The sequence below is a fragment of the Methylophilus sp. Leaf416 genome, from assembly GCF_001424665.1.
Taxonomy (GTDB): Bacteria; Pseudomonadota; Gammaproteobacteria; order Burkholderiales; family Methylophilaceae; genus Methylophilus.
Map to the genome: position 1 here is coordinate 270,068 of NZ_LMQS01000005.1, position 14,797 is coordinate 284,864.

The 14,797-nt window shown below is 41.0% G+C and carries 12 protein-coding genes; all 12 read left to right on the forward strand.

What is annotated here, in order from left to right; translation table 11 throughout:
* Positions 1 to 148: 148 nt before the first annotated feature.
* The 12 genes from ASG34_RS13375 (at position 149) to rfbD (ending at position 14,796) form a co-directional block, all read left to right on the forward strand.
* Complete coding sequence (locus ASG34_RS13375) at positions 149 to 916, forward strand: WecB/TagA/CpsF family glycosyltransferase (RefSeq protein WP_055831338.1); 768 nt, start codon at positions 149 to 151, stop codon at positions 914 to 916.
* Between the two features lie 39 nt (positions 917 to 955).
* A complete protein-coding gene (locus tag ASG34_RS13380; RefSeq protein WP_055831340.1) occupies positions 956 to 2,122 on the forward strand; it encodes a nucleotide sugar dehydrogenase in 1,167 nt (388 codons plus the stop codon).
* 17 nt (positions 2,123 to 2,139) lie between these two features.
* Positions 2,140 to 3,564: a Coenzyme F420 hydrogenase/dehydrogenase, beta subunit C-terminal domain gene (locus ASG34_RS13385; protein ID WP_156376490.1), complete on the forward strand. Its 1,425-nt coding sequence runs from the start codon at positions 2,140 to 2,142 to the stop codon at positions 3,562 to 3,564.
* Positions 3,565 to 3,733: 169 nt separating this feature from the next.
* The gene (locus ASG34_RS13390) at positions 3,734 to 5,209 is read left to right on the forward strand and encodes a lipopolysaccharide biosynthesis protein (protein WP_055831344.1); all 1,476 of its coding nucleotides are present in this window, start codon (positions 3,734 to 3,736) and stop codon (positions 5,207 to 5,209) included.
* Positions 5,210 to 5,242: 33 nt separating this feature from the next.
* Positions 5,243 to 6,538, forward strand: a complete 1,296-nt coding sequence (locus ASG34_RS13395; RefSeq protein WP_055831346.1) for a polysaccharide pyruvyl transferase family protein — start codon at positions 5,243 to 5,245, stop codon at positions 6,536 to 6,538.
* 91 nt (positions 6,539 to 6,629) lie between these two features.
* Positions 6,630 to 7,751, forward strand: a complete 1,122-nt coding sequence (locus ASG34_RS13400; protein WP_055831348.1) for a glycosyltransferase — start codon at positions 6,630 to 6,632, stop codon at positions 7,749 to 7,751.
* 43 nt (positions 7,752 to 7,794) lie between these two features.
* Complete coding sequence (locus ASG34_RS13405) at positions 7,795 to 8,793, forward strand: hypothetical protein (protein WP_055831350.1); 999 nt, start codon at positions 7,795 to 7,797, stop codon at positions 8,791 to 8,793.
* Between the two features lie 88 nt (positions 8,794 to 8,881).
* A complete protein-coding gene (gene galE, locus ASG34_RS13410) occupies positions 8,882 to 9,856 on the forward strand; it encodes a UDP-glucose 4-epimerase GalE (protein WP_082504929.1) in 975 nt (324 codons plus the stop codon).
* Between the two features lie 33 nt (positions 9,857 to 9,889).
* The gene (locus ASG34_RS13415; protein ID WP_055831483.1) at positions 9,890 to 11,302 is read left to right on the forward strand and encodes a mannose-1-phosphate guanylyltransferase/mannose-6-phosphate isomerase; all 1,413 of its coding nucleotides are present in this window, start codon (positions 9,890 to 9,892) and stop codon (positions 11,300 to 11,302) included.
* A complete protein-coding gene (locus ASG34_RS13420; protein WP_200934476.1) occupies positions 11,289 to 12,737 on the forward strand; it encodes a phosphomannomutase in 1,449 nt (482 codons plus the stop codon). The genes ASG34_RS13415 and ASG34_RS13420 overlap by 14 nt, the downstream gene beginning before the upstream one ends.
* A gap of 119 nt (positions 12,738 to 12,856) precedes the next feature.
* The gene (gene rfbB / locus ASG34_RS13425; protein WP_055831352.1) at positions 12,857 to 13,912 is read left to right on the forward strand and encodes a dTDP-glucose 4,6-dehydratase; all 1,056 of its coding nucleotides are present in this window, start codon (positions 12,857 to 12,859) and stop codon (positions 13,910 to 13,912) included.
* On the forward strand, positions 13,909 to 14,796 hold the full coding sequence (rfbD, locus tag ASG34_RS13430) for a dTDP-4-dehydrorhamnose reductase (protein ID WP_055831354.1): 888 nt from the start codon (positions 13,909 to 13,911) through the stop codon (positions 14,794 to 14,796). The genes rfbB and rfbD overlap by 4 nt, the downstream gene beginning before the upstream one ends.
* The last annotated feature ends 1 nt before the right edge of the window (position 14,797 follow it).

Consider the following 14,797-nt stretch of genomic DNA (forward strand, 5'->3'; position numbering starts at 1 on the left):
AATGCAATGACGAGATTAATATTTTCTGGTGTAGAATCAAACTAAACAAAATAATAATAAGCTCATCAGATTTATAAATGAGTACAAAAATTATAAGGGGTGGTGGCCTTATGCCATCTTGTATTGACCAACTGCCCGAGATCGCCTCATGAAATATGATCATAGTGAGATAGAAAAATCTTTAACTCACCTTGAAATTGCTGGAATTCGCATATTAGACACAACATCCAAAACTCTGGCTGATGTTTTATACCGACGTCATCAGCACTCGCTTAAATCTATACTCTTTTTTGCCAATAGCAATTTTATTGTGAATGGGCGAGGGATGTTTCAAGAATCATCGTCAGATTTGACAAATGTATTTATTGCCAACGATGGCGTGGCATTGAATATTGCCTCAAAATTGGTGCATGGTAAAAGTTTTAGCGACAATTTGAATGGTACAGATTTTTCACCTTACTTTTTGAAGAATTCCCCTGACAAATTAAAGATATTCCTTTTAGGAGCCCAGCCGGAAGTTGTGGTGAAAGCAAAAGAATATCTTTCTGTAAATTTTCCCAATCATGTGGTTGTCGGAATTAAAGACGGTTATTTTGATCGTCGCCAAAGCATCTCTATTATAGATACCATCAATCATGCACAAGCAGATATATTGTTTGTCGCCATGGGTAACCCAGTACAGGAAAAATGGATTCTCGATCATCAAGATGTAATAAACGCAAGCTATATATTCGCGGTTGGTGCTTTGTTTGATTTTTGGTCGGGTAATAAAATCCGAGCTCCCAAGCTGGTGCAAAAGTTGCGTTTGGAATGGTTATTCCGATTATGCCAAGAGCCAAGGCGACTGATTAAAAGGTATAGCGTGGATATATTAAGATTTTTGTATATCAGTATTAAATATACAAAAAGAACATAAATCGATGAAGGTTTTGTATTTAAGAAATAAGGAGTTCTTGTGAAGATTGCAATTGCAGGTACTGGATATGTTGGTTTGTCGCTAGCTGTCTTATTAGCTCAGAAAAATGAAGTGGTCGCGCTGGATATTGTGCCAGAAAAAGTAGAGTTATTGAATCGGAAAAAGTCTCCAATCGTTGATCATGAAATTGAAGATTTTTTAGCTAACAAGCCACTAAATCTTAAAGCTACCACTGATAAAAACGAAGCGTATCAGAATGCTGAATTTGTAGTGATTGCAACGCCCACTGATTACGATGCAGAAACGAATTACTTCAATACCAAATCTGTTGAAGCAGTGATCAAAGATGTCATGGCGATTAATCCTGATGCCGTGATGATCATTAAATCGACAATTCCAGTAGGCTATACTGAGAAAATCCGCACGGAACTTAACTGCCAAAACCTGATATTTTCTCCTGAGTTTTTACGCGAAGGTAAAGCGCTCTACGATAACCTTTATCCATCACGTATTGTGGTTGGTGAGGTATCGGACCGGGCGAAAAAATTTGCCAATCTGCTTAAAGATAACTGTTTAAAACCCGATGTGCCCGTGCTGTTGACAGATAGCTCAGAGGCCGAAGCAATCAAACTTTTTGCAAATACCTTCCTGGCAATGCGCGTGGCCTACTTTAATGAACTGGATACCTATGCCGAGTCACACGGATTGAATACGCGCCAGATCATCGAAGGTGTATGTATGGATCCTCGCATTGGCAATCATTACAACAACCCTTCATTTGGCTATGGCGGTTATTGCCTGCCTAAAGACACTAAGCAGTTGCTTGCGAACTACTCGAAAGTGCCTCAGAACCTTATTAATGCGATTGTGGACGCTAACACCACGCGCAAAGACTTTGTGGCCATGAGCGTCATCAAGAAAAACCCAAAAGTGGTAGGTATTTTCCGTCTGATTATGAAAGCCGGCTCAGATAACTTCAGGGCTTCTTCAATCCAGGGCATCATGAAGCGAATAAAAGCTCGAGGGATTGAAGTCATTGTCTATGAGCCGGTATTGCAGGAATCGGAATTTTTCAACTCCAAGGTTGTGAATGATATTGAACAGTTCAAAAAGATGTCCGATGTCATTATTGCAAATAGACAAAGTAACGAGTTAGCTGATGTGTTAGGTAAAGTTTACACCAGAGATTTATTCGGAAATGATTGAGTAAGAAAGTGAATTACGTGACTAATTTACTAAAAGCAAAGAGTGCTGAGCGCAATGGTTCTAATGCCGTATTTACAATTAATGATGTAGTTGAACGAGGTATTTGTGTTGGATGTGGGGCATGTTCTATTGTGGATAACAGTATCCAAATTGAACGCAACGAATTTGGCTCAATGCACGCCTCTATTAAATCTGGAAGACTTGAGCCTGCCTCGATAGCAGACAAGGTTTGTCCGTTCTCGGACAATAGTCTCAATGAAGACGATTTAGCCATAAAGTTATACGATAAGTCTAAGAGCTTTGATCCGAGAACTGGTTATTTCAATGATTTATTTTATGGAAGAAGATCAGATGATGATGATATTTTAAATAGTAGCTCGGGCGGACTCACCAGTTTTGTAGCTATCGAGCTTTTAAAGCAAAATTTCGTTGATGGGATTATTCACGTTGGCCGCGATCAATCGAATCAGCGAGAGGCTTTGTTTAAATTCGTCACATCTTATTCTGAAGATGATGCCAACCAAAATAAGAAGTCTCAATATTATTCGCTTAGTTTCGATGATGTCTTGAAGAGCATTAGAGGAAATGGTAAACGCTACGTCTTTGTTGGTGTACCTTGCTTCATCAAAGCGTTACGAAATATATGTATAAATGACAAGGTCCTCAATAATCAAGTCATATTTACTTTGGGATTAGTGTGTGGACATTTGAAGTCATCTAGATTTGCAGAGTTACTCTCATGGCAATTGAGTGTAACTCCTGAGCGGATCCAAACGGTTGATTTCAGAAAGAAGAATAGGGATTCGACTGTTAATGCCTACGACTTCAAAGTGGTAGATGTAGATAGTAGAGAATATTATAAAACCTCATCTTCACTCCTAGGCGGGAATTGGGGGCATGCGGCGTTTCAATTACAAGCGTGTGACTATTGTGATGATATCTTTGCAGAAACAGCAGATGCAGTTTTCGGGGATGCATGGTTACCCCAGTTTTCAACATACTGGCAAGGAACAAATATAGTTTTGGTCAGAAACAATGTGATAACTGACATACTAAGGGCTGCAAAGGATGCAGGCCGTATCACATTAGGAACTCTATCTATCGATGATCTCTGCAAATCTCAGGAGGGAAATTTCAGACATAGGAAAGAGGGGCTTGTTGTTCGGCTGAGTGATGATTTAAAAGCAGGAAAAAAAATACCTTTAAAAAGAGTCAACTTGAATGGCATAGCAGAAATTTCCTCTAAAAGGAAAAAAATTGTCAGGCTCCGTAAGAAAATGGCAATGAAGAGCCATGAGTATTTTTTGATAGCAAAGCGTAATAACAATTTAAATTTATACATGGATCCAATGCGCCGATTAGCCCTAAAAATGCAAAGGTTATACTTTAAAGATCCTTTTCTTATGAGGGTGGTAAGAAAACTTCGTAATTTATTGCAATAATATTGCAAATTACTTTTATGGTTTTTCCGGCTGATAGAGTTGAACAAACTACATGAGGCTTTCCGAAAATATGATGTATTTTTTTAAGAATATATTTTAATTTCTAAAAGTTAAGCTTAGGGAAAAACCTTAGTGGTTTATTGAGAGAGTCGGTATCTTTAGAGTTTTTATGAGTAAACAAAATACACCTAGTCATGAGTCAATTAAAGATGCTGTTAAGCACGGGATATTATGGTCTGTGATTCAAAGCTGGGGGGGCAAGTTAATTACATTTGCCACTTCAATTATTCTTGCAAGGCTACTTGGCCCTGAAGAGTACGGGATTGTAGGAGTTGCATTTCTCGTACTTACATTTATCCCAATGATTGCAGATTTTGGATTCGGGGTAGCAATTATCCAGAAAAAAAATCTCTCTGATGAGGATTTAAATTTTCCTTTTTACATTTCCTTAACTCTGGGCATTGTTCTCTTATTTTTTCTCTTATTTTTTGCAAGTTTTATCGAGGATTATCTTAAAGCTCCAGGGCTGTCTAATTACCTCTATGCAATTGCTGGCATTTCCCTGGTAACTATACCATCGTGCTTTCAAGAATCATTGTATGTAAGGAATATGCTGTTTCGTCCATTAGCATATCGCAGGCTGTTTATTGATTTTGGAGCCGGTATTATTGCAGTCATACTCGCATTCAAAGGTTTTGGTGTTTGGTCATTAATCATTCAAGCGGCTATTTCTAGCGTTTTTGGCTTTATTTGGCTTTGGGCAAAGCCGCAATGGCTTCCAACTTTTGCAATCAGTACAAAATCTTTTAATGACTTATTAAAAGTTGGATTACCAATTTTTCTAGAAAGAATTCGGGAGTTTTTTTCCACTAAACTTGTGGATTTTTTGATTGTTAGCTTAATTGGCTTTGCTGCGTATGGCATCTACGTCGTTGCCAGTAGACTTTATACAATATTAATGCAACTCTTGCATGGTGCGATGTTCAATGCCTTGCTGACATCATTGTCTAAAATTTCTCATGACTTAGTTCGATTGAGATCCATTTATATAAAAACGATTGCATTTTGCTCTACGGTAACTTCCCCTTTTTTCGTTCTTTTAGCTGCAATAAGTCCAGAGGTCATGGATGTCTTATTTGGTACTAAATGGGTGGGTATTGATAAAGTGTCAGTTCCTTTAATGTTAATGGGGGCTATTCATACGATTCAACATGTAAATGGTGCATTTTTAACCTCAATTGCTAAGTCTGGACTAACCCTTTTAGTAGGATTAACTAAAACGCTTTCCACAGTATTGATTCTTTATTTTTTTGGGAACGCTGATTTGGTTTCACTCACGTGGCTCTTTGCAATAAGCCAATTGACTGTAACGCCGCTATCTTTTTATGCCGTTTGGAGTCAAATACGCTTTCCCATTCGTGATTTTTTAAAGTTAATTTTGGAGTCAACGGTTGGAAGCATCTTAGCTTTTTTTATAGTGACTTATCTTAGAGACGAAGTATCCGCTTTTGTTTCAATGAGTTTCTTGAAGGGGTTAATCCTAGCGCTAGTTTTTGCCATAGTTCATTTAGTTTATATATTGATAGTCAATCCTAAAAGGATTGATTTGATTTATGAGTTTGTAAAGGATAAGAAAAGAAAATGATCCAACTGTTAATCATTGAGCTAGGTAGCTAGTATGAAAAAAACATTAAAAAAAATATATCATGCGATAAAACATAAATTCAGATTAACTCTAGCCATTCGCAATTGGCAACAGGCTAAAGTTGAGCTGGTGTCGAATCAGGTTAAACGATCTATCACAGAAGCTAGTGCAGCTTCGGCAAAAAAAGTTCTAATTTATCCTAGTGATTTGAGTACGATCATTGGTGCTTTGGGTGATGATGCCATGATCTCAGCATCGCTTGATCAGCTCAAAAAAACACATCCGGATCTTGACGTATACATGTTATGTAAACCCACATCAAAAGAAGTTGTTGAAAGTTTGGGATACAAATCAATCGCTTTTCCAAGCCTGGATTTAGATGCTCATCCAATGTTTTTTAAAAGTTTGTACGAGAGCCTATCCATTGACTATTTGATTGTTTTAGGTGCAGATATTATGGATGGTTATTATGGCTTAACCCATCCAGCATCAGCTTTGATCGCTGCAGATCTAGCCGCAGCTAATGGTATAAAGCCAATCGTTTTAGGATTCAGCTTTAATAAAGCACCTAATAAAGATCTAGCTAATTTCTACAAACGCTTAGATCAAAGATTGATATTGAATGTCAGAGATGATATTTCGCTGGGAAGGATACGGGACTTTACAACTGCAAATTCTGAGCTTGTGGCTGATGTAGCCTTTTGCCTTATTCCAACAACCGTCCCAGCTGATGTGAAAAAGTGGATTGAAGAACAGAAAAATAATGGCAATCAGATCGTTGGATTCAATGTTCACCCGATGCTACTAAAGTCTGCATCAGAAGAGAACATACAAAATATTGTTGAATCGGCTGTTTATAGTATAAAAAATCTATCAGAGAATTTAAAAGTGAGTTTTTTACTACTTCCACATGATTACCGTGGAAAAAATGGCGATTCCATTTGCTTGGAGCCTATCTACGAACGCATAAAAAATGTTAGCGAAATAAATGCTTTTTTCCTTGAGGGTAAGCATAGGGCATCAGTCTTAAAAGCGATTGCGGGTATGCTTGATGGAGTAGTGACGGGCCGCATGCATCTTGCAATTGCCAGTCTGGGAATGGAAACTCCGACGATGTGTATTACTTACCAAGATAAATTTGAAGGGTTGTACCGACATTTCTCATTGCCTAATAAGCTCTTACTTTCTCCACAGACAATGATGGATAAAGACACGTTTACTAAAGAGCTAACAGACTTTGTGAGTGAGTTATCTTCCTTAAAATCAATTGTCAGTTCAAAAGCTCCAACTGTCAGATCTCTTTCTGAAAAGAATTTTATTAATCTTTAATTACCTTGATAATGAATTTATTGGTGACGAATTGAAAAAAGTACTTATTGCTAGCCCTGTTGTTTGCTCGCCTGCATATTCAGGAAATTCCGTGCGCATCAAGCAATTTGTAAATGCGTTACACGAAAAAGGGATTGAAGTTTACTTCGTTTTATTTTCTATACGTGAAATTGCGGATAGAAAACAAGCCAATCATATGGAGTCAGAATTTGGAGAGAAATTTTACTACTTGAATGAAGGCCATAAGATAAAAGGTACATTGATTAACCGGGCTTTAAACTACCTTAAAAGACTAGGTCTGAACAAAACAAAATTTGGTCAGGATACAGTCTTACCGTGGAGCATATTTACAAACGAAACCTTAAATGAATTTAGTAGTATTGTTGACCTAGTGAAGCCCGATCTTGTTATTGGTGAATATGCCCTTTCAGCACCATTAATAAAATACCTGAATGGTAAATATCCTACAGCTATCGATACACATGACTGTTTCACTTTACGAAATAAGAAAATAAGGCAATCTAAGGGTGTTGGCCTTTGGTGGTCTCTTTCAGAAAAACAAGAGCGAGATTTGCTCTCATGCTTCGATACTGTAATCGCTATTCAAGAAAGTGAAAAAGTTTTTTTTACAAAGCTTCTGGATAAAAAGTTTACTAAAGTTACCAAAATAGATGTGCTTGAATTACCTGTTGAATGGGGTAGCAAAGTTGAGCAAAGCATTCCTTCAATAGGGTTTATAGGTTCCAACAATGCTCATAATCGCGAGGGTTTGGCTAAATTTATTAATTTACATTGGCCTCATATCTTAAAGAAAATACCAAATGCAAAACTTCTTATTGCTGGCGATGTGGAAGTAGAAACCTCTTTATCCGGAGTAACAGTATTAGGTCGCGTTGATTCTTTATATCTTGATTTTTATTCAAAATGTAGCGTAACGGTAAATCCATGTGGAAGCGGTAGCGGATTAAAAATTAAAACCATAGAATCTATGTCTTATGGAGTCCCAATTATAACGACAAAAGAAGGATTGTCCGGTATAGAACAAGCGATTGGAGAGGGTGCATATTGTTGTGACCTTGATCAAGATGAATTCTTTTTAACTTGCCTAGACATTCTTGCTTCAAAAAACCTGCCTTCAGAAGGCGTCAAAGCTAGAAAATTTATAGAATTATGCAAAGCAGAGTCCATGAACAAAATTGAAAAGTTGTTTTGATCAATGCAAATCTTTACTTTAGTTGGTAATTTTGGAGACTTTGTTGAGTAACATAAAAATCATATTTGCTCCTGACTTTGACCAAAATCAATACATCGAAAATATTTACAATATCATTAAAAGCATTGATTCTGTTGAGCTGACGAAGGTCAAACACATTGTCCCAGGGTTGATTAAGTCCGGAGTTAATCATTATGATGTAAGCATAGTACATTGGCTGGAAAACTGGCTGGTAAACGATGTAAATGACAAGCGTCTTACTTTACGCTCAAGCATGAGATTTTTATTAAGGCTTTGTGTACTTAAGATAATCTCAAAAAAAGTGATTTATGTCAGACATAATGTATATCCACATTCACTTAATGGCCGGGATGCAAAAATTGCCGAATGGCTAACAAATTTGGCCTGTAAGATATCTGATGTGTGCGTTCTTCATTCCGGACATCTAGGTAAAAGCTATACATACATCCCTCATCCACTCTATAGATTTGAGAATCAAATTGATGGCAATGAAGCGGATAAGATAAAAAAATTTGTGGTGTTTGGCCGGATTGTTGAATATAAAGCAATAGATAAACTGTTAAATGTTTGGTCAGATGTTCCATTGTTGATTGCTGGCTCGGTAGGCTCAAAACCTTATGCTGAGCAATTAATAACCATAAAAGCAAATAGACACTTAACCAATGTTGATATTGACGCAAGATTTCTATCAAATGAAGAAGCGCAATCAATTGTTTCGAATTCAAGAGGTCTTGTTCTAGCCCACTGTGAAGACGATATGATTGTGAGTGGTAGCTTTTTCTTTGCGGCAAGTCTGGGTGTACCGGTTTATGCAGTTAAAACCCCATTTTTAAGCTGGTTGAAATCAGAGTTTAATTATAAAGGACTACATATCTACGATAACCTGCCTGAAATGGTAAATGCACTCGGCTCAAGTAAGCTAGAGGAAGCAGACGTTAGTCAGGTTTCTCTGGAAGCAAAAAACTTATTTGGTGACCAGATCATTAAACAGGCATTTGAGAAAATCTTATTGCACTCGTGATAATTCGAGTATTAGAAAGTTTTGAAAATATGTAATGGCGATTGCATTGCCAGTTGAAAAATTAATTGACAGGATATTGTTTAAATTCATGCGTATTTTAGTGGTTGGCGGGGCCGGATATATTGGCTCTCATATGGTAAAAATGTTGTTAGATGCTGGTCATGAAGTGATCACATTGGACAATCTATCCAGCGGGCATCGTGATGCTGTCTTGGGTGGTACCTTTATTGAAGGTGATCTGGCCGACACAGCATGCCTTAATCAACTTTTCGGCAGCTATCAGCCTGAAGCAGTGATGCACTTTGCTTCATATATCCAGGTGGGTGAATCTGTACGTAAGCCGGATATTTATTACCGTAATAATGTGACCAACACGCTAAATTTATTAGATACTATGCTCGAGTTTGGTGTGAAGAAATTTATTTTCTCCTCCACCGCAGCTGTGTTTGGTGAACCGGACTATGTGCCGATTGATGAGGCGCATCCCAATCGTCCTTTGAATCCTTACGGGCGCTCTAAATGGATGATTGAACAGGTGCTGGCAGATTATGACAAAGCATTCGATTTTCGCTCTGTGTGCTTACGCTACTTCAATGCTGCCGGCGCAGATCCTGAGGGTAGATTAGGCGAGCGTCATGATCCGGAAACACACTTGATTCCTTTGATATTACAAGCAGCTTCCGGACGACGTGAAAATATACAGGTTTTTGGTAGGGACTATGACACGCCAGATGGTACCTGTATAAGAGATTATATCCATATAGTTGATTTGTGTTCTGCACACCTTGCTGCTCTTGAATACCTTAATAAAGGTGGGAGCAGTGACCGTTTCAATCTTGGCAATGGGTCAGGATTTTCCGTGCAGGAAGTGATCGACGCCGTGGAAAATGTATCAGGCAAACAAGTAACCGTGATAGATGGGCCGAGGCGGGAAGGCGATCCTGCTAGGTTGGTGGCAGATGCCAAACGTGCTAAAAACATTCTAGCATGGCATCCTGAGTACACGTCACTTGAAACCATAGTGCGCCATGCATGGCAATGGGAAAGCAAGCAGTCAAATTAACGAATTCAAAATGTAGGCATAAGGTTGATGAAGATGAAAATTGTTCCAGTGATACTTTCCGGTGGCTCGGGTACCCGTTTGTGGCCACTTTCTCGCGCTGTACTCCCTAAGCAATTATTACCCCTGGTGACTGAAAATACAATGTTGCAGGAAACTCTCCTGCGCCTTTCGAGCTGGGCCGAGGTCGCTGCTCCTGTAGTCGTGTGCGGAAACGACCATAGATTCCTGGTGGCTGAACAGTTACGCCTGATTAACCTGAGCCCAGAAGCGATTTTACTTGAACCAGTCGCACGCAATACTGCGCCGGCAATTGCTGCGGCTGCTATTGCACTGCAGGATAAAGATGTATTGATGCTGGTGTTGCCTGCGGATCATGTGATTACCGATGTAACCGCCTTTGAAGCAGCCGTGAGACGAGCCAGTGTGGCAGCGGAGCAAGGTAAACTTGTCACTTTTGGGATTGAACCCACACATCCTGAAACTGGATACGGTTACATCCAGTCCGACAATGCCTCTAAGTTTGCAGATAATTGTTATGAAGTGGCTCGCTTTGTAGAAAAGCCGAATGCGGCAACCGCTCAAGAGTATATGGATGCTGGTAATTTTTACTGGAATAGCGGTATGTTCTTGTTTAAACCAGCCGTGTTTCTATCAGAGTTAAAGCAATATGCACCTGCAATAGTGGACTCAGTCTCCAAAGCTGTCGAGCAAAGTTATAAAGATCTGGATTTTGTGCGTTTACATGAGGCTTCTTTTGCCGAGTCACCTTCGGATTCGATTGATTATGCGGTGATGGAAAAAACAAAACTGGCAGCGGTTGTGCCTGCGAGCATGGGTTGGAACGATGTTGGCTCATGGACTGCGCTTAAAGAAGTACAAACGCAGGACGCCAATGGCAATGCAATACGTGGCGATGTCTATCTCAAAGATGTAAACAATACTCTTGTTCGTGCCGAAAATCGTTTTGTAGCTGCCGTGGGCGTGGAAGATTTGCTGATTGTGGAAACCAGTGATGCGGTTCTTGTGGCGCATCGCGATTGTGCGCAGGATGTAAAAAACATTGTTGATCATCTAAAAGCCAGCGGTCGTTCAGAACACAAAATGCATCCTCGTGTATATCGCCCGTGGGGCTGGTACGAAGGCATTGATATCGGCGAGCGTTTCCAGGTGAAGCGTATTATGGTGAAACCTGGCGAACGGCTTTCTCTACAAATGCATCATCATCGCGCCGAGCACTGGGTGGTCGTAAGTGGATCCGCGATGATAACGATTGATGATGTGACCAAGTTGTATACCGAAAACGAGTCTACTTATATCCCGATCGGTTCCACACATCGTTTGGAGAACCCCGGCAAATTACCACTGCATTTGATTGAGGTGCAATCAGGTAGCTATCTGGGCGAGGACGACATCGTGCGTTACGAAGATACTTATGGCCGTAGTTAAGGTGGCCGATATGCCGGTACTACAAACTGTAATGCAGCAGAGCGGGGTGGCATTTGGTACCAGTGGTGCACGCGGCCTGGTGGATGCCATGACAGATGAAGTTTGTGCTGCTTATACACAGGCTTTTGTAAAAACAGTCCAAGGTTCGTTTGCCTTTAAACAAGTAGCCATTGCTGTAGATCTCCGGCCAAGCAGCCCACGCATTGCAGAAGCATGTGCAAAGATGTTGCGTCAGCTTGGGCTAGAAGTCATTTTTTGTGGTGCGATCCCCACACCTGCTTTGGCTTTATTCGCTCAAACACGCAGTATTCCTGGGATTATGGTCACTGGTAGTCATATCCCTTTTGACCGCAATGGCCTCAAATTCTATCGCCCGGATGGTGAAATCACTAAGTCTGATGAATCCTCTATGTTGGCAAGTGAACTTCAGGAATTGTCTGAAACTGTGACAACGTTGCCTGAAGAAAATCCCCAAGCCAAAGCGGAGTACATCAAGCGGTATAAAGATTTATTAGGCGCACAAGCGCTGACAGGATTAAAGCTGGCCATCTACCAGCACTCGAGCGTGGCGCGCGATGTATTGCATAGTCTATTGAGTGACTTGGGAGCCGAAGTTGTTTGCCTGGAACGGTCAGACATTTTTGTGCCGATTGATACTGAAGCGGTGTCTGCTGAAGATACACAACGCGGCCTTAATTGGGCAGCGCAATATCAGGTAGATGCGATCATTTCTACTGATGGTGATGGTGATCGGCCATTAATCAGTGATGAACAAGGCAACTGGTTGCGTGGCGATATCGTAGGTTTATTAACAGCAAAGGCTTTACATATCAAACATTTAGCTGTGCCGGTGAGCTGTAATACCGCAATTGAAGCCAGTGGCTTTTTTCAGCAAGTAGCACGTACACGCATTGGGTCACCATTTGTGATTGCAGGTATGCAAGCATTGCAAAAAGAAGGTGTAGCCAGTGTGGCAGGGTTTGAGGCCAATGGTGGATTTTTGTTAGGCAGCCGTATACCTCAGGCCCCTTCATTACAACCACTACCTACACGCGATGCAGTATTGCCGGTAGTGACTTTGCTGGCGCAGGTAAAAACGCAAGGCAAGCCTCTGTCACAACTAGTAGCCGCCTTACCTCAGCGTTTTACAGCCAGTGACCGCCTGCAAAATTTCCCCACGGAAAAAAGTAAGGCACTGCTGTCTGGCTGGACTAACAATCCCTCAGATATGTTGGAATCGCTGAAGATTAAAGAGCAAGTGTCTAAAATAGATACCACCGATGGTTTGAGGGCAACGTTGCAATCTGGGAGCGTGGTGCATTTACGGCCATCCGGCAATGCGCCTGAGTTCAGATGTTATATTGAAGAAACTAGTCAGTTGGCGGCGCAATCATTGCTGGCTAGCGTCATGGGGCAGCTTAAGCAGTTTGCATAATCCAGGTTTTCAAATCTGATCAGATTGGCAGTTAACATTCATACTAAAATTGTCGTCATCGCAAAAACGTTCTAATATGCCTTTTTGGTATCTGAACACTTAAAAAGGTTATTGATTACATGATTTTTGTTACTGGCGGCGCCGGGTTTATCGGCAGCAATTTCGTATTGGACTGGCTGGAGCAATCCGATGAGCCTGTGTTGAATCTGGATAAACTTACTTACGCAGGCAACCTGGATAACCTGACATCGCTTAACAATGATCAACGCCATATTTTTGTCAAAGGCGATATTGGCGACTTTGAATTAGTCAGAAGATTACTGGCTGAATACAAACCAAGAGCAATCTTGAATTTTGCGGCTGAGTCACATGTAGATCGTTCTATCCATGGGCCGGAAGACTTTATTCAAACCAATGTGGTCGGCACTTTCCATTTACTGGAGGCGGTACGCGCTTACTGGACCGTGCTGGAAGGCGATGCAAAAGCTGACTTTAGGTTTTTGCATGTGTCTACAGACGAAGTGTATGGTTCTTTAGAAAAAGAGGCCCCACCTTTCAATGAGCATAATCGTTATGAACCGAATAGTCCTTATTCCGCTTCCAAAGCTGCTTCTGATCATTTAGTGCGTGCCTACCACCATACTTATGGTTTACCTGTGCTAACGACCAATTGCTCAAACAATTATGGTCCTTATCATTTCCCCGAAAAACTAATCCCGCTGGTTATTCATAATGCGCTCAATGGCAAACCACTTCCTATCTATGGCGATGGCCAGCAAATTCGTGACTGGTTGTTTGTGAAAGATCACTGTACTGCTATTCGCAGGGTCTTAGTTGAGGGGGAATTGGGAGAGACTTACAACGTCGGTGGATGGAACGAGAAACCCAATATAGAAGTGGTAAATACTATCTGTGCAATATTAGATGAACTGAAGCCAATGGCAGATGGGCGCTCTTATAAAAACCAGATTACCTACGTAAAAGACCGTCCAGGTCATGATAGACGCTATGCAATTGATGCCACAAAACTGGAAAAAGAATTAGGGTGGAAACCAGCCGAGACATTTGAAAGCGGCATCCGGAAAACGGTACAGTGGTATCTGGATAACGCTTCGTGGGTTGAAAACATTACCAGTGGTCAATACCGGCAGTGGGTAGAAAAACAATATCAATGAGGCTATTACTTACGGGATGTACTGGGCAAGTAGGTTTTGAGCTGCAACGCAGCTTGGCCGCGCTGGCTGAGGTGATCGCCATTGGCAGGGATGATTGTGATTTATCCGATGAGTCCGCATTACGCTCGCTTATCCGGGAGATTACACCTGACGGGATTATCAACCCTGCCGCTTATACCGCGGTGGATAAAGCTGAATCAGACCCCGGATCAGCCAGGAAAATAAACTGCGATGCACCCAGAATCATGGGTGAAGAAGCATCAGCGTGTGGCGCTTTTGTTTTTCACTATTCGACTGACTATGTATTTGAAGGGGTGGGCAACCAGTTTTATAAAGAAACTGATGCGACCAACCCGCAAAATGTATATGGGCAAACCAAACTCGCCGGTGAGCGGGCTTTACTTTCTGCTTGCCAGCGTAGTTTGATCATGAGAACAAGCTGGGTGGTCGGCGCACATGGTGCGAATTTTGCAAAAACCATGCTAAAACTTGCCAGTGAGCGTGATGCGCTGAGTGTGGTTGCTGATCAGTTTGGCGCACCGACCTCAGCGGCGCTGCTGGCAGATATTACAGCGCAATTGATAGGTCGTATCAAACATCAGGGTGATGAAACATTCCCTTATGGTTTGTATCATGTCGTCGCTGCCGGCGTGACTAACTGGCATGAATATGCCAGGTTTGTCATTGCAGAAGCAATCAAAGCAGGTAAGGCAATGAAAGTATCGGCAGATATGGTGAAACCAATCACCACTTCAGATTACCCGGTACCGGCTAAACGTCCGGCGAACTCCAGGCTAGATACTACATTGTTTCAAGACACATTTGATTTACGCCTGCCTGACTGGAAACAGGGTGTTTCTCATGTGTTGCAGCAAATTTTATAAG